Annotated in this window: 18 protein-coding genes and 4 pseudogenes; 16 read left to right on the forward strand and 6 right to left on the reverse strand. The window is 53.3% G+C overall.

The genetic code is table 11. The features are described 5' to 3' along the window. Nucleotides 1–66: 66 nt before the first annotated feature. Both HAH_RS15460 and HAH_RS20115 read right to left on the reverse strand, forming a co-directional pair. Nucleotides 67–447: pseudogene (locus HAH_RS15460) on the reverse strand (helix-turn-helix transcriptional regulator); the annotation flags it as partial. A 379-nt stretch (nucleotides 448–826) separates the two neighbouring features. Beyond that, entirely contained in the window at nucleotides 827–1222 is a 396-nt protein-coding gene (locus HAH_RS20115; RefSeq protein ID WP_233425875.1) for a halocyanin domain-containing protein, read from the reverse strand. A gap of 1182 nt (nucleotides 1223–2404) precedes the next feature. On the opposite strand from HAH_RS20115, the gene HAH_RS15465 reads away from it, so the two are divergent. From HAH_RS15465 to HAH_RS19725, 5 genes and pseudogenes are all read left to right on the forward strand, one after another. After that, nucleotides 2405–2854: a VOC family protein gene (locus tag HAH_RS15465; RefSeq protein ID WP_014030637.1), complete on the forward strand. Its 450-nt coding sequence runs from the start codon at nucleotides 2405–2407 to the stop codon at nucleotides 2852–2854. Nucleotides 2855–3338: 484 nt separating this feature from the next. Then, nucleotides 3339–3563: pseudogene (locus HAH_RS20160) on the forward strand (transcription initiation factor IIB family protein); the annotation flags it as partial. 116 nt (nucleotides 3564–3679) lie between these two features. Then, on the forward strand, nucleotides 3680–3931 hold the full coding sequence (locus HAH_RS15475; protein ID WP_023842898.1) for an AbrB/MazE/SpoVT family DNA-binding domain-containing protein: 252 nt from the start codon (nucleotides 3680–3682) through the stop codon (nucleotides 3929–3931). Further along, nucleotides 3932–4366 (forward strand): PIN domain-containing protein, encoded by a 435-nt coding sequence (locus tag HAH_RS15480; protein WP_014030639.1) that lies wholly within the window; start codon nucleotides 3932–3934, stop codon nucleotides 4364–4366. Between the two features lie 382 nt (nucleotides 4367–4748). Then, the gene (locus HAH_RS19725) at nucleotides 4749–4901 is read left to right on the forward strand and encodes a hypothetical protein (RefSeq protein ID WP_023842963.1); all 153 of its coding nucleotides are present in this window, start codon (nucleotides 4749–4751) and stop codon (nucleotides 4899–4901) included. A gap of 9 nt (nucleotides 4902–4910) precedes the next feature. Here the strand turns inward: HAH_RS19725 and HAH_RS15485 are convergent, their stop codons facing one another. Both HAH_RS15485 and HAH_RS15490 read right to left on the reverse strand, forming a co-directional pair. Further along, nucleotides 4911–5216: a hypothetical protein gene (locus tag HAH_RS15485; protein ID WP_014030640.1), complete on the reverse strand. Its 306-nt coding sequence runs from the start codon at nucleotides 5214–5216 to the stop codon at nucleotides 4911–4913. Between the two features lie 1155 nt (nucleotides 5217–6371). Further along, nucleotides 6372–7838: pseudogene (locus HAH_RS15490) on the reverse strand (type IV secretion system DNA-binding domain-containing protein); the annotation flags it as partial. 402 nt (nucleotides 7839–8240) lie between these two features. Between HAH_RS15490 and HAH_RS15495 the strand changes: the two are divergent. Then, nucleotides 8241–8582: a hypothetical protein gene (locus HAH_RS15495; protein ID WP_023842902.1), complete on the forward strand. Its 342-nt coding sequence runs from the start codon at nucleotides 8241–8243 to the stop codon at nucleotides 8580–8582. A gap of 323 nt (nucleotides 8583–8905) precedes the next feature. Here HAH_RS15495 and HAH_RS15500 read toward each other — a convergent pair whose 3' ends face one another. Next, nucleotides 8906–9781: a hypothetical protein gene (locus HAH_RS15500; protein WP_014030643.1), complete on the reverse strand. Its 876-nt coding sequence runs from the start codon at nucleotides 9779–9781 to the stop codon at nucleotides 8906–8908. 183 nt (nucleotides 9782–9964) lie between these two features. On the opposite strand from HAH_RS15500, the gene HAH_RS15505 reads away from it, so the two are divergent. The 5 genes and pseudogenes from HAH_RS15505 to HAH_RS15525 all read left to right on the forward strand — a co-directional run bounded on the left by HAH_RS15505 (nucleotide 9965) and on the right by HAH_RS15525 (nucleotide 13537). Then, nucleotides 9965–10480, forward strand: a complete 516-nt coding sequence (locus HAH_RS15505) for a hypothetical protein (protein ID WP_014030644.1) — start codon at nucleotides 9965–9967, stop codon at nucleotides 10478–10480. Next, on the forward strand, nucleotides 10467–12176 hold the full coding sequence (locus tag HAH_RS15510; protein ID WP_014030645.1) for an SbcC/MukB-like Walker B domain-containing protein: 1710 nt from the start codon (nucleotides 10467–10469) through the stop codon (nucleotides 12174–12176). The genes HAH_RS15505 and HAH_RS15510 overlap by 14 nt, the downstream gene beginning before the upstream one ends. Next, nucleotides 12169–12609 (forward strand): hypothetical protein, encoded by a 441-nt coding sequence (locus HAH_RS15515; protein ID WP_014030646.1) that lies wholly within the window; start codon nucleotides 12169–12171, stop codon nucleotides 12607–12609. Before HAH_RS15510 ends, HAH_RS15515 begins: the two co-directional genes overlap by 8 nt. 195 nt (nucleotides 12610–12804) lie before the next feature. Further along, nucleotides 12805–13111: pseudogene (locus tag HAH_RS15520) on the forward strand (toxin-antitoxin system TumE family protein). A gap of 21 nt (nucleotides 13112–13132) precedes the next feature. Then, nucleotides 13133–13537, forward strand: coding sequence for an HVO_A0114 family putative DNA-binding protein (locus HAH_RS15525; RefSeq protein WP_014030648.1), 405 nt, complete (start codon nucleotides 13133–13135; stop codon nucleotides 13535–13537). Between the two features lie 213 nt (nucleotides 13538–13750). Here HAH_RS15525 and HAH_RS15530 read toward each other — a convergent pair whose 3' ends face one another. Further along, nucleotides 13751–14269 (reverse strand): PH domain-containing protein, encoded by a 519-nt coding sequence (locus tag HAH_RS15530; RefSeq protein WP_023842904.1) that lies wholly within the window; start codon nucleotides 14267–14269, stop codon nucleotides 13751–13753. A gap of 430 nt (nucleotides 14270–14699) precedes the next feature. Here HAH_RS15530 and HAH_RS15535 point away from each other — a divergent pair, with 430 nt between their 5' ends. The 5 genes from HAH_RS15535 to HAH_RS15555 all read left to right on the forward strand — a co-directional run bounded on the left by HAH_RS15535 (nucleotide 14700) and on the right by HAH_RS15555 (nucleotide 17815). After that, entirely contained in the window at nucleotides 14700–14945 is a 246-nt protein-coding gene (locus HAH_RS15535; RefSeq protein WP_004966369.1) for an antitoxin VapB family protein, read from the forward strand. Then, complete coding sequence (locus HAH_RS15540) at nucleotides 14942–15340, forward strand: PIN domain-containing protein (RefSeq protein ID WP_014030649.1); 399 nt, start codon at nucleotides 14942–14944, stop codon at nucleotides 15338–15340. Before HAH_RS15535 ends, HAH_RS15540 begins: the two co-directional genes overlap by 4 nt. Nucleotides 15341–15471: 131 nt before the next feature. Next, a complete protein-coding gene (locus tag HAH_RS15545) occupies nucleotides 15472–16506 on the forward strand; it encodes a hypothetical protein (protein WP_023842905.1) in 1035 nt (344 codons plus the stop codon). A 56-nt stretch (nucleotides 16507–16562) separates the two neighbouring features. Further along, on the forward strand, nucleotides 16563–17435 hold the full coding sequence (locus tag HAH_RS15550; protein WP_014030651.1) for a beta clamp domain-containing protein: 873 nt from the start codon (nucleotides 16563–16565) through the stop codon (nucleotides 17433–17435). A 122-nt stretch (nucleotides 17436–17557) separates the two neighbouring features. After that, entirely contained in the window at nucleotides 17558–17815 is a 258-nt protein-coding gene (locus HAH_RS15555) for a hypothetical protein (RefSeq protein ID WP_014030652.1), read from the forward strand. Nucleotides 17816–18016: the final 201 nt, after the last annotated feature.

Here is an 18016-nt window from a genome sequence, read left to right on the forward strand (position 1 = left end):
AATAGAGCGACTACTCCCAATTAGCCACGAGTAAACCGATTGTTGTGAGCGCTAATACACCCCCCGGAGTAGTTCGTCGACGTCGTCGGCGTCAGTGATCGCGGCTTGCACACGATCGATGAAGGCCCGGATCGGCGCATGGAACTCAGACTGCGGAATGGCGAGGATTGGGTCGTCTTTCTAGAGTCGATCTGGGTTGATCGTGATGTGGTTTCGTTGTGGCGTCTCTCGAATTTGTATGGCACCAATACTGTCGAGGAGGGCGACAGCCCGCCACACCGTCGAGCGGGTGACACCCGTGGCGTCAACGAATTCGGGGATCGTAATCTCCGTGTCGTGGGCGTCGGCGAGCAGTCGGGGGATGTCGTCTGCGGCACCGATACGAAAGACATCGGTATCCGGGTCAGGATACGTATCGATGCAGACCGTTATATCCCGTTTCGCTATTTCAGACACTATCTGATTTTGTGCAACAGCATATAAATATAGTAACAATTGAAACGATTTACAGACTGATCGCACTGCCATCGTGCGATCAGGTGTGCATTGATTTTCAATGGCTACTATAGGTGGCGTCGTCAAGTAGTAGGGCAGTATCCTATGCCAGTAATTCACGGCCGCTATCGGTTCCAGGTTCGCTGGCTCGACGTTGATTTGGCGACGATGCGTGCTATTGTTTGGCCTGTTTAGGGTGCATCGGATCCAGAAGGGAGGCCCCACCTGTGAACAACTCGACGAGAGCTGTGCCGGTGGGACAATCGATCTCGAGTGGGTATGCGAGGTAGACGATCCGTTTGGTTGCTGTTCCGTTATTTACGTCCCCAGATCATTCAACGATAATTGCACCCCGATGTCCTATAGAATGATGTGGTTCGCATGAATACCGGTAAATGCCAGCCTTGGTAAAGGTCTCTTCGAAGTGAACCCCAGACTTGGCGTATATGGACTCTTCACCAATCTCACTATCATCGAAGACTATGTTATGCGCACCTCCCTTCCCGATCCAGTTCCATCGAATTGTTGTCCCAGTTGAAACCTTTATTGCGTGCGGATCAAACGCGAAGTTTCCACCATTACCTTCTGCCCCTGACACGATTTCGACGAAGTCCGTCCCCGTTTCGTCAGTGATTGAGCCATCATATTCATCTGTTGCAGCAAGCCACTTATCCACAGTGGGGTACCCACTCGATGGTGCGGAAGCCACCACAACGACCCCCTTCATTCCCACCTCTTCATGTGGCTCGCTAACGTATTTGTACGTCCCTTCAGTTTTGTATACTCAAAAGTATTGCCTGCTTCTGCAATTGGCTGTCCGCTGTCAAACGTACCGTCTATTGCTACAACATTGTGCTCCGTCTTGTCTCCAATCCAGTCCAAGGTTACGGTTGTGCCTGGTGTAACCTTGATCGCAGGCGGTGCAAATGACTTTGTACCCGTTATCCCGAGATATACTGTTGGCGGGTCATTATACCGGAGATCGCGAATTGTCTGGCCTTGTGGGTCGTTCGCACTTAAGAGCCATTCATCTAACGGATCCATTGTACTTGCCGACTCTGTATCCTCGGTCTCATGAGGTGTTGAGGGATCACTGGAGCTTTCTGCCCGAACACGGCTGAAACCGACTAGTGAGCCGAGTCCGACAACGCTTGCACCAAGGAATGTACGCCGATTACTGGAGGGCATTGCATGCGGATAGTGACAGAGTAACATAAAAAAAGCTGGAGGATGGTTTCCAAACAATAGAAATAGCTTTGTTGAAAATACCAATTCTCGTATGGCTGATGAGACACATTTGAGGCTAATAATAGGTGGGTGCCTATGTGAGGGACGTCCAATAGGTAAAAAGTGTCAGATCAGCAGATGCTGATATCGCAAGATAGACGTGAACGACATCGTCGGCCTGCGGTGCGACGTGTTGAGCCATAACGACGATCTACAGCGATACTGCAATGGTCAGGACAAGTGTCCCTACTTGATTTGGAGCAGTCTCCGGTCCCACTGAGCAATTCTGATAGCATCTGGGATTGTCTCTGAACTTGGCAGCCTGATGACGTTGAGATGACTTGGAAAATGGTGGGCACACAAGCAACTCGTGACGAATTACAGAGCGTGGGATTCCTGATTATAAACGAGTGGCAGGCACCGAATAATAACAAGCAGTGCCCAAAACCGCCGTTCTTTGTAGCATAACTCAATAACTAAGCCCAAGATACTATCATCTCAATTGTTATTCGGAGGAAGGCAAACTGGCTAATAAGTATAACCTCGTCTGCTCTGGTCCGCTAGAAATACGGTACTGTGGATTCGGCATATAGTTCGTGTGGATAGGATCCTTTCCGCTATAGAAAATGACAAATTTTCATATGACCAGTAGCTTCAGTTATTGAGCCAACAACAATAGTGCATGCACATCGACGGTATCCATCACCTTGTTTTGCTGGTTGACGACGTTCAGAAAGGTGAATCGTACTACCGGGAACTGTTTGATCTCGAAGTGCATTTCCGCGAGGGCACCCTTGATGGAGAACTTGGAACTGTCCCCGAAGAGGTCTCATGGGAAGAGGCCCTCGACGAAGGAGTGACACCGTATATGTCGTTCCTTGGACGAGACGGGTTCCATGTGGCGGTCGCTAATGCAAAGGGACAACAGGACACTGGCCGGCTCGACCACATCGCACTCGCCGTTGATGATGACGCATTCGAGGCAATTACTGAACATGCCGACTCCCTTGGGTGTGACGTCAAAGAGAACGCCTCCCATCACCGCGTTTTTCTAGATAGGTACAACGTCAAGTGGGAACTGAACGAGAAACCCCGTCCGCCCGGCCCGGCATTTACAGAATTAGATGTTTGACCGATAGATACAGGGATCTCACGTTGTACTGCGATCGAATATTCTGTTCAAAATTGGAGTGATTACTACAAACCCGATGAAGATCACGACGACGTAAAAAATAAAATTGGTACCTATTGCGAGTGGACCAGCAATATCGCTCGTATAGGTATTGTAAAGCGTGAATATAATCGCAGCAACTACGGCGTCTGGGAGATAATTGGATACCAACTCTCGTAATTTCATACTGGATCTTGTCACACTATTTTCAAAATCATATCGGTTAGGAAGCAATTTTCAGAGGTTGAGTTGATGAGTAGACACACGAATTAACGCTCAACTCTCAATCAAAGGTACGAAACAAACATCGGCAGCTTTCTGCATTGGAGAAATCGCCTCATACGAGGATTCACACAGTCGAACTGAATCGAATCTATAGTCCTTGATCGGAGCGACACACTCGAGATCCCTCTCAAAGGCGGATCGAGAGCGCAAGCTGGTGCTGTCGTACGATGCGGACGAGCGTGAACGAACAGGCGCACCACTAACTGCGGCCCGCCACGATAGAGGCCTCTCGACGGAGGTCGGACGCAGAACCGATACACACGGGAACGGACTTTCAGGGCAGAAACGCCGGTAGCTCGCCCGAATGCGCCATGAGCTGACTCGGGGCCGCTGGCGATCCAAAGCAGAACGGAATCTCGCATACGGGTTGGGCGAGGTGCGCCGGCCGGCTCCCAATGGCCTCATAGTAGATTGCCATCCTCTCCGTCGGAATCGCTCTTCTGCTACTGAGTAGTGTGGCCGCACACTAGGTATTTCACAGCCGATCACATACACTGTGGTATGAGCAGCGACAGAGTCGACGCCGAAAGTAAGGTGTCTGGAAACCAGGCAAATATTCCCGCCCGGATTCGGCGCGAGCTCGATATCGACGATGGTGATCAACTCCGTTGGCATCTCGAAGACGACGGCAGCATACGGGTCCAAGTTGTCCAACAGCAAACGGGCACGTTCGCCGACTTCGACGGCTACGCTGGTGAGAAGTCGACCAACGTAACGAGCGATCACGACGCCTGGGGCGTCAACGTCGAGTAAATGCCTCGTGCACTCATTGATACGACAGTCCTCTTTGCAGTCGCATACCGACGGGATGGATCCCACGATGCCGCGCTTCCCGTGCTCCAGGGAATCGACAATGGAACGCTCCCGGAGGCAGTCATCCTCGACTACGTTCTCGCAGAAACACTCAACGGCCTCACGACCCACGCCGGCCACGACGCAGCCGTCGATCTCCTTGATCGTATCGAAGAAAACGCCCGCTTCCACATCGACTCCCTCACCACCGACGCCCTCTCGACAGGGAAGGCCCTTTTTCGCCAACACGAACCGCTCTCCTTCGTCGATGCCTGCATTATCGCGTATATGCAAACCGAGGGACTCGGTTACCTGTATGCGTTTGATGACGATTTTGACGCTGTCGATGAAGTCTATCGGCTCGATACCGCAACGAATCCCTACGATCCGGACTGACACTGGTAGACGCCAGGGCCGCCGACGAAGTTCGGTCTCAGGATAGTTGTACCTCATAGTCAACCGCCAGCTCCCGGCACTCGTCCCACTTCGGAAGACGCTCTTTATCGACTTTGTCGTGTGTCCCAAGGTAGCGGCGCAAGGCGTCGGTTTCGTCTTTGAGGCCATACTTCGCCGCCTATTTTCATCGTCAACGTCGGCGTGGCGGAGCAGAAGCTATCTAGCCAAATTAGCGACGGTTCAGTGAAACTATACGGTCTTTCCGCAGCCTTGCATAAGAGCGATCGGCGGCTGAGACCGGCATCGCAGGCGGAACACCTCGATTTTGTGTGGCCGCAGGCAGGTGGCGGCCAGACCGGGCCGCCGGGAGGTAATTTCTCAAATGGGAGACGTTCAGTGTCCGCGATGTGAGGAAGTCTTCAACACTCGGTACAACCCTGTGAGGTTTCGCGCCGGGTCCTTCTACGACCCAGAGCGCGATGAAGAGTACGAGCAGGTCTGTGAGGACTGCCATCGAGAACTGACAGACAAATAAGTCAGTCGTCTACTCCCCAATTTTTTCTGGTACTGGATCGGGGATCGTTCCGAGTTCCATCTTCAGGAGGCGCTCTGCTTCATCAGTGTGGGTATCCTCTTCGATCAGGAAGGCTTCGACGGTTTCCCGATCACTGTGATACTGGATTGCTGTCTCGTATCCATACCGGGTGTTTACGCCTGGTGCTGAGCCGTGCTTGACACGCACCAGAAACTCGCGATCCTCCCATGTTTTGATTTTCACTGACCGCGGTGCATCGAGTTCTCGGCGGGCGATGTCGATCACTTCGTCGACGACCGGCCCGATCGTTTCCATGCTCGGAATCTGACGCTGGTCGGATGGCTGTTGCTCTGGAGAAAGGTGTGGCTGTGACATGAGAACGGTGCGATTCAGACTTGCCCGTCATCGCTCAAAAAGCTCCGGGTTGGGCTGGCTCCCCCAGCTGGCACACGTCGAGATACCGATTCCACGGAGTGTCGGATGTATCGCAGGCGTGGGTCTGCCGGCCCGGGCACAACTGGGCTGGATGGCTGGTGGACCGTCCCAGCGCGCGACGCCACTGACAGACTCGCGATGCTCGTCTGTCGTGTCCTCGTTCACTCTCGCTCACTCGGACGACGGGGCGCTGCGCTCGGCGCGGTCGCGCGCCTCACGCCGGTCCACTCGTGCCTGCAGTGGCGGGCGCGATCCCCGCCGGGAATCGGACAGTTCCCAGCTGAGTGGCACACTAATTTGCGACTACACTATGATGCGAAAACAAGGCACATTGTACCTATTGGGTTTCAGACACAAAGCTCCGGACATGATGGTGTGCTCGCCGACCGGTGAGCGACAAGGTGTGCGCCACGAGGGGCCGAAGCGAGCGAGGGTCGAGCGTGGGTCTGCCAGCACTGGCTCAGTTCGAGTGTGGTCGTGATCGGCGTGGCCCGGGACGTCGGTGGCCGGCGACATGCGTGGCACAGTGGACTCGCATGACACTCGGTGGGGCTGGCCCGCCATGTGCAGTCCCGGTCGGACTCTGGGGAGTGAGGTGAGACATATCTGTTCTCCAATAGGTGAGAGTGCAGGTGGCCTGAGCGGATTCGTACCCCTGTTTGTGTCGGGTCTATCGACCCGCTCTCCCACTGTTAGATTGCCTATGCATTTCTCGCAAAAATCGCTCTCAGAACGCCCCGCAAAGCACGGCAAGTTAAAGGACCAATTATTCGGTGAATCACACCCGCCACGTATTGCGATTTTGTACGAATCAGTCACTTAGCTAATAGATTCACATAGGAGCAAAACCGATTCCGTCTGGCGATTTCACCCAGAATCAGTTAGCTGGGGAGACTTTATCGGATATCTGATAATAGCTCTATTGAGGGGCTACAGCCAAAGGACTCTATCAGTCAACAACCAAAGGGAGATCAAGAGATTATCTGCAAAAGTATAGATTTTCTTAGATGCTATCGTTACTCTGTAGAGAGGCAGTCACATGAACCCAGCCGGGTCGTGCCCCTTCTCTTCTGACTCTGTTTTGTCTTGCTCATCAGTCTCAGTAGCGTCTGATTCTGAGGCCGATTCAGCATCTCCTTTCTCAGCGGCTTCCGTCTCATCAGTGGTGGGGTTCGGTGACTCGTCAGAGGAGAAGTCACCGCTGTTGTCGTCGGACTGCTGGTCGTGATCGCCACCGACGCACTCACATTCTTCATCTGATAGGTTCGGATGGTCTGCGTCCGGAGACGTGACGGCGGTGTTTGCTGTTGTCTGGTCGAGTGGGTCGGTCGACTCGTCGTCGCCCAACCCGTCTGTCGCGTCGACAGTCGGTTCGACTTCGGAGTCACGATCCGGGCCACTCTCTCTGGACTCACCGTCGTCGTCCTCACCAAGTGACCCATAGAGCACATCGTCGAGTCGGGCCCGAGTGAACGAGAACCAGCTGTCACTCTCTATGTCGGTGTCATCCTCAGAGGGTTCCAGTTCTGAACTGCCCGGCGACTCCGCACCCTGCGCCGGGAGGCTATCGCGAACGTCGTCTAGTTCGTAGGACTGTCCATGAACCCACATCGTCCGAGAGACGGCAACGCACTCACCGGGCTGGAAGTCTCGGAGCAGACCGGATGTGACCGGTGTTTTGTCCTTCTCTTTGTACGTGTCCCGAGCCTGCGTCCGGGGGTTCTCGCCGCGTCCCTGGTGGCTCATCGACACCATCTCGGACCGGTCATACTGTCGACTCTCGCCAAGTTCGTCAAGGATGAAGTCCGTCGACTCAGTGTCACCCGGACCGAAGTAAACGCCCTGCGGGCAGTTGCCGACAATGCCAGAGATTGTACTGTACGTGTCTTTGAGCTGGCCGATTGTCTGTACACCGACTAGTGCCCGGGCCTTGTGTTTCCGACCTCGGGCCGTGAGGTTCGTTACCTGAGTGAGCGCCGGCAGCGCGTCAATCTCGTCGAGGATATGGACCGTCGGGTTCGAGGCGTTCATCGCGTAGCGGATTGACCAGTCTACGAGCAGCTGGTACATCGGCCCGAGCGTTTCCAGTTCCGTCGGGTTCGAGTCAATGATGAGGACCCGGCCTTCCGGGTTCTCGATGTACTCTTGCAGGGAGAACTCCCCGTAGTCTCCGAAGTCACCAGTGAAGACGGGATCGACGTTCTCCTTGATCGTCTGGTAAACGTTCTGTGCGCCTTTCTTGTCAGGGTCGATATGACCCGAATCCAGTCGGTCGAACTCATCGAGTGCCTTTTTCAGCGCGATATGGCCCTCGTTGAGGAGTGAGACGATATCGGCATGACAGAGCGCATGGCGGCGACTGTTCTTTTTCGCGTTGAGATGGAGATACATCAGCATCTCCGCGAAGGTCTGTTTGGCGGGCCGATGGAATGGGTCGTGGCCGTCGGCTTCGCCGAAGATCGCGCCGGCGACCTCACGGAAGTCCGACTCTGAATCGGCGTCCCCTCCCCGGGGCCCGGGTGTTTCCGCGTAATTCTATAGATGGTGTGAGGTGCAGAAGAGCATAATGAGTCTCGACAAGAGAGAATTATTGGCGATACTGCGATTAAGAATGCCCTCTAACGCGGATTTTCCTATCGGCATAAACTGAATCAGTTCCTGTTTCTCACATCTATTATATCTCTTTCTTTCTAGCTAGTTATTGCCTAAAGTAGAAGAAAGAGAGAAACGGTCTGCTATCCGTTTCAAACCTCTGTATCAGCTTTCTGCTCTCTCTAGAATTAAATATCTCTTCTAATATTTTCCTGTATTTATATGTGTATCTTGGTTATTCTCATTTAGCCTGTCTTGCCTATCTAGGGTTTACGCGGAAACACCCGGGGGCGGGGGTCCCAAATCATAAGGATGGATTTGCCTGCCATTCGGTGGCGAGGGCAGCAGTTCGCAGGCTCTACCCCCAGCGCTGACGTGGACATCGACGACTACGGACCGGAGTTTGCCGACAAGATGGCTGTCATCGCCGAAGTTCTCTATGATCTGGGGCATCGGAAGATCGACTACGGCGATGAATTGACGCTGGCTGTGACTGGACGTGCTGATCGACTTGAGGAGTGGCTGGCGTTGCATCCAGATGTCAGGCAGGTGCTGTCGCTGGTCGCTCACCTGCGGGGGACGACGCTGGAACGGCAGACCGACGGGGCCGAACAGTGCGTTACCACCCCCCAAATCGGTCATGCTGGGGCTTGACCCCGATCCGACGACGACTCAGCTTCGCTCGTCAGCTCTGCAAATTAGACATGAATCCGGCATTCTGGCTGTTTCTCTGGGTTTCTGTTCTATCTGCTCAGGCAGCTCCGATTACAGGGATAATCAGGAACATCTCTCACGTCTGTATGGCGCACATGCAGGGTGATGCAAGAGTTTATACAATCACACAGCTAATATTGAAGTGAACTATGAGTCTTGATGAAGCGGTGGACGAGGCGCTTGCGACATATGGGATGTCGCGTAGCGAAGAGGCCGAAGAAACTGGCCGATTAGTCGCTACTCTCCAAGACTAACGCAGTCCGCTAGTCAAGCCGCCGGATTTTCTCTGCGAACTCTGCTTTAGATATCCCCGTAGTGTCGGTCAATTCTGGAAAGCCGGCTCGCTCAACTGCTTTCTCCACAAATTCTATCCAGAGGTCTTGGTGTTTTTCGGCGTAGAATACCTTCGCTTCATGCGGATACATATCAAGCTCATACTCTGACAAATCGATCATGACTTCGTGTTTCCGCTCAAGCGTTGTGGCTCCGAACTCACGCAAATGTTTGAACAGGACGTTCTTCCGTCGAACAGTCAGGAGACGCTTTGATTCGTTAATATACTCGTTGACCCACTCTCGCCAGTCGTAGGTATCGGGCTCAATCTCGGTTTTTGTTTCGGGCATCGAAAAGTCGCTGTTGATGCGACGCAGGTAGAACTGTAGCAGCGCCACAGCGGTCCGATGATTGGCGTTAGGAAGAGCGTGCTTGAGAATCAGGTTCGACGCGAGGCGACCAGCGACATCTGTTGCCGTCCCTTCCCACGACGTCTCGTCAAACACATCGGGGAGGTCCTCAATGTCGATGTTCTTGTAAGCCTCCACAGGCGTACCCTCTTCTTCCTCGTTCTGTGAGAGGAGCGCACGATATATCTCTAGGAGACGTGCGACAATCGTCCCATTGTCCTCAGTCATGTCCGCGAGAGCGTCACTGAGGTCAAGTTCGATCTCGCTCACTGCACCGCCACCAACCCGAGATGTGTATACACCGTAGAACTCTGTTTCAAGTTCGTATTCCACGACTTTCACAGCTACATCCCCGTCGTAGTCGACGATTTGTGACACGATATTCTCGGCGTCTGGATTGACGAAATTGAGAGAGAACTGCTTGTCTACAGGGTGATGGTAGTAGACGTGCCCCATCTTGCTATCGGACAATTCTCAGAGAGCATATTAATGACTTCGTGGACAGATGCAGGTCGGCGGTCGTCACCGATTGTGGCGATAATTATGACCTCACTACTGCTGATTCATCTCGGATATTGTAATCACGGCACATGATTTATGTTTGGCAATCTATTGGTTAGTTCTGAAGGTTAGAATTGAATGCAAATTGCGACGAAAATTTGGGATAGTGGGTGGGGAGCAGTCTTCCTAACCGTCTACACAGGCGTGGCCATTCAACTCGTCAGGCCAGAACCACTCTTCCTGAAAACACTGTCCGTCCTCCCAACAATACTGGTCATGTTCCTAGCCGATCAGCAGAACAACCGGCTAATCAACTTCTTCGCCGGAGGCGAACTGAGACGGTCCACAGACCAAATACAGAAAATCACGGGACACGACGACTTCTACGAATCCGCTTCCGAAGAACTCCAGAACCGAGTGGATGACTTCGACCGCCGCGCTTACCAGAAGAATATCTCTATCCTCGCAGGCTTGATTATTGCCTTGACCACTCCCTTCGTCGGGTTCTACCTCGGTGGTACTTTCGGACTGGGTATTGGGCTGGTCATCGGCCTTCTCGCTACTCAACTCCTGACCCGGCGGAGTATCCAGGAACTCAACAGACTCGCACAGAACATCAGTGAGCCGTATACAGCCAAATATGAAAATCAGTAGACTCCACATCGATGGGTTCGCGGTTGAGGATTACCAGACAATCACGAAAGAGGATATCGCTGGTGGTGATCTCCTCCTCAAGGGCGGAAACCGTTCAGGTAAAACCCTGACAATTAACGCTCTTTTGTATGCACTCTACGGCCCCCGGGCTACACTCGGTATCCAGCCCGGGCGAACGAGCACAGTAGAAATCCAGTTCGATAACGGGCACCAACTCCATCGCGGTGGGGGAGGTCGCTCCTACGATGATGGTACAGAGGAAGTCGAAAAAGAAGCCGCTGAGGATCTCCTCGAAGAGCTAATCGGGCCAGAGGACATCACCACTCTCCAGTTCGTTCACTCCGAGACCGACAAACTCCCACTCTCTCGGCTCTCGAAACCACAACTGATTCAGTCTATCCGCCAGATAATTGGAAGCAATCTTCAACAAGAACTTGAGGACTATCGAGACGAACGAGACTCTCTTGAGCAGGAGATCGAGCAGGTTAGACGTACCGAGCTGGCACCGGTTCAGCGAGAGTTGGAGGAAATTGATATTGGGCAGGTCGAAAGCCGGCTTGAGAAAATCGAGAAGCTTCAGTCGCTTATTGACACCGGGCGAATCGAAATCATCAGAGATCGGCTCTTAGAAAACGAGGAACTCAACGAGGAACTACAGGACCTCTACGACCGGAAGCGAACGATAGAACAGGAACTCAGAAAGAAAGACCGCCAGTTGCGTGAGGCCCGCCGGTATACACAAGAGGTCAACGACCTCATCCTCAACGCGATTGAAGAGCTGTCTTGTCCTGTCTGTGACCAAGTTGTCGCGGAGAGTACTGCTAATCATAGGCTAGATCGAGGCAAGTGCCCACACTGTGGGCAAGATCGGTCTCTGGATGATCTGAAAACGAATCTTCGCAGCCGTGTTGAGTCCGCTGACGACACAGTAAACCAGCTAGAAGCGGGGATTGAGGAGCTGAAAGAGGAACAAGCTGAGATAGAAAATGAAATCGATTCAATTCAGGCATCCATCCCGGACCTATCGGATCTAAACGACCTTACCAAGTTCACGCTTGAGGACAACAACTATGATATTGAGGCCGTTGCTGAGCGAACCAAAAATGAACTTGAGCAGCACCGTGCCGAGGTAGATCGCCTCAACACCCAGAAACAGTCGCTCGAAGAGGAGCGTGATGAGATTCAGGACTCCTTGGACGAGATGGATGAATCGCTGGAACAGGTGACGGAGCGCATTGATGAACTCGAACGAGACAGCTTCGAAGAGATCGTGATGTCGTTCCAAGAGAAGTGGTCAGAAAATTATGAAGCCCTTGCTGGAGAATTGGGCCTTGAGGTCCGGGTAGAGGAAGACGGTCAGATTCTCCTTCCGGGTAACGGGGGACCGCGGAAATACAGTGAATTGAGTACGGGTGAATCGCGACTGCTGAACTTGGCGTTCGCACACACGGTCGCATCTGTGGCGAGAGAGAACGAAAATTCGGATGACAGCTTCGAGGTTGTGGTCCTTGACGAGCCGTTCGCTAATCTGGAAGATGACCAGCGTGACAGCGCAATAGATTTCATTCGGGACACGGATATCCAGTACATCATCGCGTCCTCAAATGAGTCTCTACAACGGCACTTCGACCCTCACCAAGTGGAGGGCCTGCAGACGATGACTGTCCAGCTAACGTGGGATGATCTCGATGAGTGACGACAAGAACCACCACCCACGTCTAATGATGTTGAGCGAAGCTGGTGGTCGGATTGAAGGGAGGACAAAGTACCACAAGCTCCTGTTCAATTATGCCGATGAAGAGGCAGAAGAGACTTCGTTACGAATGATAACTGAGGAGCGGGGTCCATACGACCCGGGGCTTTCTCAGGCGATGCAGCGATACATGGACCTTGGACTGCTTGAGGTAGATGATGATGACGAACCGCATGAGATAGAGCAGACTGAGAAAGGCCAGCGATACATGAGTGGGTATGAGCAGGCAAAGATGCGGCTTGACGAGTCCTTCCAGCAGACAAAGGACCGCATCGCGAACACGGTCCGGAAACACGGGGACAAGAGCGCGTACGAGATGGTGCAGCGAGAGAACGTGCAAGATGCGAAAGATAATCCCCACAATAAGGAGCTGTAAGATGGTAGCTCGGATTCAACAGGACGAATTTGTTCCAGATGAAGGCTAAAAGCTAGTGCTTTCTACGGTCCTGCGAAATTGGACGTTTATATACCTGACCGGCGGCACACAAAATCTCGATTGTGGTCTTTTGACCCTGTTATGGAGGTGTCTCCATAGGCTTATATCTATGGAGGTAATAACATAGGATAGCGGATGGCGTCCTACACTACCATCGAAGACTGGCGGGATGTCAAAGACGGCTACGTCGTTGCTGTGACCATCCGACAGACGGACGATGAATAAGTACCCGTGTGGTTGGGATTACAGCCTCCGTCTTGGGGAGGTCGGCGGAGACACGATCCTCCGATACGACAATGCCCACGAACGGACGAAAGGGCACGAGCGCCACATTCACGACGATGTTGAATACATCGAGTTTCCGGGGATGCTGACGCTTTACGACCGCTTCAAGGAGGAGGCTACCGAACTATCGCCCGTTTCGTGGAACTGGTCACCGTAGGACGCTGCCGGGAGGAACACAATGCCCACACTCAAAGTCACCGTCGGAAATAGCGACCATCTCGACCAGCGCACGCGTAGTCGACTCAAGGCCGCTCAGGAGGGCGAAGACCTTGACGACGCCCAACCGACACTGAACTTCGACTCGTACGCCGAACTCAGTCGTCTCCTCAGTCCGAAGAATCTGGAGCTGTTGGAGGCGATCTCCGAACATGAACCGGCGAGCATCCGCGAGGCTGCTGAACTGGTTGACCGAGACTACAAGCAGGTACACCGGAACCTCTCTGAACTTGCAGATATCGACGTTATCGAATTTCAGGGCGGTGGACCGGGCGAAGCAAAGAAGCCGATGTTGGCCTACGACGGTCTCGAAATCGACATTCCATTCACAGGGTCGAACGGGAACACTGGTACTGTTGCACCGTAGTTTATCGCTGAAGTTCTGCTTCGGTCAGAGTTCGGCCTCAGTGACGGTTTCGTCGATCATGTGAATCACTACTCAGTATCGACGGTATTGAATGTGCTATTCAGTCCTATGAATTCACGAACTAGTCAAACACATAGCGTAAACCCCATTTCACAGGCTATTTTGACACAGATATCCCCTGTACTTACCGACTCCATGTGTATCCCTTATTTCTCAGTTCGTTTCCCTGACAATCCGTGACAGTTCAGCACCGATATTTTCCTCCGTCTGGAAACTAATCTGGTTATTTTCTTCGTCGCCAGTTATCAATGTTATATTGTATACAGTGGTCTCTTCAAAATCAAATAAACTAGAAAACCCCTCGAAATCATCCCAATTAAAAACGACAAATCCTAGTCCTAGAATGAAACCTATCCCAGCCAGTAGAATTTGAGCATTATTTTCTGCTACAAGCAAAATAAGTAGCCCACCAAATAGTGAAATAAAACCTAGAATGAGGTCACGCTGAGTCCCCGTTGAACTATACTTAGGACTTGTTTCAACTTCAACCGAACTGATATGTGAATATTCAATATCTTTCGAGTTGCCAGAATCGGTTATTGCCAATAACCTCATATTAGTTGCTGCAAAGATTACACTGCCCTTGATCGCATTGGTAAGACCAGATTTTACTTGGCCATCCCACTGAAGACGTACTTCTTCGTTCGTCGTCAAATAACCCTCCACATCCATCTGATGACTAGATGCTAACAGTGTATATATCCGTTTTGCTAAAGTACTACTACAATACATAACATAATATATATTGGGGCCAACGATAATCCGCTCCTTCTCTGAGGCAGCGGAGCACATCTTTGTATATAACTCCGATCTGGCGACCTCTGGTGAACCGTTAAACAGCGTTGGTTTCGACTATCAGAACTAGGAAGTTGAAGCAGGAACCGGCGATGGTGTCGATTGTGGGCCACATCTAGGTGTGTTCGATATAGAGGCCTCCCGACTTTTTTACGATTAGTTTAGTAACCATCACTCAGGTCGTCGATATCGCTGACTACACGCCGAGTTTCGAGTGAAAGGGGCTGTTTGTTACGACTATAAAACAAATCGTCCTTGTGTTTTCCCACAAGGATTAACCAATGTCAACGCCAACGTTGACGTATCAATGGCGACCGCAGATGAGCAGATACGAGTGAGCGATCGAGTGAAGCGACAGCTTGACCGCCGTCGACGTGAGGGTGAATCGTTCAACGACGTGCTCGAACGCGTCCTTGATGAGAGTGAAGATGCTGACTTCTACGACGGGTTTGGGATTCTCTCTGATGAGGACGCCGACTGGATTCGAGACAAGCGCGAGAACTCGAAAGAGAAGCGGAAAGAGCGGATGCGACGGTTAGGCGAGGATACATGAGGGTTCTTGATGCGAACTTCCTTATCGATTACCTGAGCGGTCACCCTGCCACAGAAACGTACTACGAATCGAACGGCGGTGAGGAAGAGCTATGGGTAATGCCTGCTCCTGCCCACGCTGAAGCACTCGTTGGTGTCGGAAACCTCCCATCGGGCGATCTCGAAGAGGCGGTTGAAGCGCTGTCGTGGGGTGAAATATACGAAACCAGCGAAGATCTGTCGGTTGAAGCGGGACGAATCGCTGACGAGGTTGGATCACAGGGACCATATCTTGACGGCGTTGACGCGCTCGTTGCCGCGGTCGGACGAGAACTTGATGCGACAGTGGTCTCGGTCGACGGTGACCTCACTCATGAGGAGACCAAACAAGTCGTCGACGTTGAAGAGTATCGCTGATTACCCAAACGAACTCGTCTTTGCACTCTTCAGACGAGGCGCACAACCGCCACGGGTTATCAAGCCAGTCGAAACAACTGTAGCGGTTGGCCTCGCCGGCAAAATTTTGTGTTCTTCTGGCGGGTGAGAGGATGACTGACTTGACACTCGGTACGTTCGGAGACGGAGACAGCGCCGACAAAGACCTCGATCCCGATACTGCAAGCATCGCCCGATGCGCGACGACGTGTCGCGCTCCTGATCGTGACGACGGCAGTTGGGCGGCCCCAGACGAGGACTGGGGGTTGACAACGCAGCGGCCGGTGTCGTCGATCAACACGTCGGCTGGTCGAGCAACCAAACAGCAAACGCGGTGGGTTGTCGATGGGGACGTCGGAGCATATGTCGAGCAGTACGCAACTGGTGTCCTGCAAATCCCAAGCACGTACGGCGACTTCAGTTCAGTCGACACCCGAGTCACATTCGTCGACGGGCTCGCTGACAGCTACGGTTACGGGATCGACGGCCAAGCACTCGAAAAGGCATTGCGAGTCCTCACTGGTGGTGGCCGATACACTGCATCGCAATATACCGCCATCCCGTGTGGGAAACAGCCGTGGATTCTGACGGGGCCAGAAGGGACGCTCCTGTGCAGTTGTATGCCCGTCGAACGGCCGGAGAACCCATACACAAGGGAGCTTCGGACGCCAGAGACAACCCTGCAGATCGAGGAACAGAACCAAACAGTCCGCACGGGAGCCGCTGAGTTTACCCACCTGCTATCCGACGCTCTCGGTGTCGATATCGAGAGCGTAGAGTACGCAACAGTACGCGGGCAAACCCAGCACTCGTTCGTCGGCGAGGAGGATGAGTTCACGATCAAAGCCAGTGACTTAGCACAACTGCATGGGTTGACGAATGATCCAGCCGTCATCCAGGGGACAGTCAGTCGTGGAGTCCAGCCCCCCAGTGGTGGCGATCCAATCTCGGTTGAGTGGGACGGGCCGGAGCATCCGGTTGGATATCTCGACGAGGGAGACGTGATCGCCGGCTACGAGTTTACGTGGGAACAACCCGAAGAGTCGCTGGAAGACGTTGCAGTCGTTCGCGAGTATCGGATAACTCAGAACTACTCGCGCTGGACGGTTGACTACCATACCCACCGCCTTGCGTCAGTCGTCCCCTGACCGACGCCGCCAACGGCATATTTTGTGTGCCCTCCGGCAAGTGGAGGGAAATCGAAATGTCACAGTCTACAGCGGCCAGTAGCACCGAAGCAGCAACCACCGACGCCGAAACGAGCGTGCCAGAGACGCCGGCGGACGGTGACGCAGAACTCGACACTGCGGACCTCCTGTCGCTCGATGCCTCGAAGCATCTTCGGATCAGCGGCGAGGTCCAGTTGTTTGAGCGGATCTTCGCGGCGGCTGGCACGGTCACAGACAAGACGCGACTCGGGATTGCAGAGTCGGGAATCGCCATCCGGGCGGCCGACCAGCAGGGGCACGCGATGGTTGACCTGCGTGTCTCTGCAAGTTCGTTCAGCTCCTTCGATGCAGGGAGGGGGACACTGGGAGTGGACGTCGGTAGGGTCCGGGATGCACTCTCGGTCGGCGTTGCAGGCGACCTTGCACAGTTCGCACTCGATGCAGCGAATAGCACACTAGAAATCAATATCGACGGGATAACGCGCACTATTGATCTTGAGGCGGTTGCATCGCTCCGCTACCCTGTCGAGATGCCGGATATCGACATCCCGGCAACCGTCCACCTGAGTCCAGACGACATCTCACTCGGTCTTGACGCAGCAGATATGCTTGCAGACCGGTTTGACCTCTCTGTTGACTCCGCTGCCGGAGAAGTGCGGTTTGCCGCAGACGGCGACACTGACAGCATGACCTACCGGTGGGACGACACCGATCTCATCGCCTTCGAGCCTGCGGATGTCGAAGTGAAACTGGATTCGTCGCTCGTCAAATCGGCGAATGCTGGCCCGCCAGACGGCACGAATCGGGTTCTCCATATCGGAGACTCAGTCCCGCTTGTGCTGAAATCGGAGTTCCCGGACGCCGATGGAGCGATGCAATTCGTGATCGCGCCGAAGCTCCCGAACTGACTCGGCTCCCCGTGGTTTTGCGGAAACGGTGGTGTATCTTAACCAACAGCGACCGCCATACTTCTCGACTGTTGGTTAGCGCTAATTTTGTGTCTCCCCGGTCGGGTGAGGGATTTTCCTCTATGGATCCGACCGTTCCAGACTACGAGCGCTTCGAGCGCGAACAGATCGCACAGGACCGTGACCGGCAGCGTCCCGATACCGTCGAGATCGACGAGCCACGAGGCCGGGAAGTGGTCACCAGTCTACTCAATGAGGGTGTGGTAGAACCGACCCCAGAACAAAACCTCTTGCAGCACGTTCCCTCCGGGCAGTGCTTTGACTCCGACATGGCGCTGGTGTACTTCCACAAAGGCTGGGAGGCCAGAGGCGAGGAGTAGCGGATTCGCGTTTGTTAGACTCTTAAGCCAACAGAACGAGCTACAAGACTATCTATTTGCGTTAACTACTTTCGGAAAGAATCAATTGTCACAAACACATATATAGCACACGTAAAGGACTTGTCTGCAGAGATATATATCAGATAGCAATGAGTGAAACCACTAGCAATCAATTCCTTCGGAGCCGATTCGGGCTAGGAG

This window comes from Haloarcula hispanica ATCC 33960 (assembly GCF_000223905.1).
Classification (GTDB): Archaea; Halobacteriota; Halobacteria; order Halobacteriales; family Haloarculaceae; genus Haloarcula; species Haloarcula hispanica.

Bases quoted from the DNA above. Each gene is read 5' to 3' on its own strand.
- HAH_RS15530 (WP_023842904.1), bottom strand. From the start codon at position 14,269: ATGGATGTGGAGGGTTATTTGACGACGAACGAAGAAGTACGTCTTCAG.
- HAH_RS15505 (WP_014030644.1), top strand. From the start codon at position 9,965: ATGCAAATTGCGACGAAAATTTGGGATAGTGGGTGGGGAGCAGTCTTC.
- HAH_RS15475 (WP_023842898.1), top strand. From the start codon at position 3,680: ATGAGCAGCGACAGAGTCGACGCCGAAAGTAAGGTGTCTGGAAACCAG.
- HAH_RS15485 (WP_014030640.1), bottom strand. From the start codon at position 5,216: ATGGAAACGATCGGGCCGGTCGTCGACGAAGTGATCGACATCGCCCGC.
- HAH_RS15500 (WP_014030643.1), bottom strand. From the start codon at position 9,781: ATGGGGCACGTCTACTACCATCACCCTGTAGACAAGCAGTTCTCTCTC.
- HAH_RS15510 (WP_014030645.1), top strand. From the start codon at position 10,467: ATGAAAATCAGTAGACTCCACATCGATGGGTTCGCGGTTGAGGATTAC.
- HAH_RS15540 (WP_014030649.1), top strand. From the start codon at position 14,942: ATGAGGGTTCTTGATGCGAACTTCCTTATCGATTACCTGAGCGGTCAC.
- HAH_RS15555 (WP_014030652.1), top strand. From the start codon at position 17,558: ATGGATCCGACCGTTCCAGACTACGAGCGCTTCGAGCGCGAACAGATC.
- HAH_RS15525 (WP_014030648.1), top strand. From the start codon at position 13,133: ATGCCCACACTCAAAGTCACCGTCGGAAATAGCGACCATCTCGACCAG.
- HAH_RS20115 (WP_233425875.1), bottom strand. From the start codon at position 1,222: ATGAAGGGGGTCGTTGTGGTGGCTTCCGCACCATCGAGTGGGTACCCC.
- HAH_RS15495 (WP_023842902.1), top strand. From the start codon at position 8,241: ATGGATTTGCCTGCCATTCGGTGGCGAGGGCAGCAGTTCGCAGGCTCT.
- HAH_RS15550 (WP_014030651.1), top strand. From the start codon at position 16,563: ATGTCACAGTCTACAGCGGCCAGTAGCACCGAAGCAGCAACCACCGAC.
- HAH_RS15545 (WP_023842905.1), top strand. From the start codon at position 15,472: ATGACTGACTTGACACTCGGTACGTTCGGAGACGGAGACAGCGCCGAC.
- HAH_RS15480 (WP_014030639.1), top strand. From the start codon at position 3,932: ATGCCTCGTGCACTCATTGATACGACAGTCCTCTTTGCAGTCGCATAC.
- HAH_RS15535 (WP_004966369.1), top strand. From the start codon at position 14,700: ATGGCGACCGCAGATGAGCAGATACGAGTGAGCGATCGAGTGAAGCGA.
- HAH_RS15515 (WP_014030646.1), top strand. From the start codon at position 12,169: ATGAGTGACGACAAGAACCACCACCCACGTCTAATGATGTTGAGCGAA.
- HAH_RS15465 (WP_014030637.1), top strand. From the start codon at position 2,405: ATGCACATCGACGGTATCCATCACCTTGTTTTGCTGGTTGACGACGTT.
- HAH_RS19725 (WP_023842963.1), top strand. From the start codon at position 4,749: ATGGGAGACGTTCAGTGTCCGCGATGTGAGGAAGTCTTCAACACTCGG.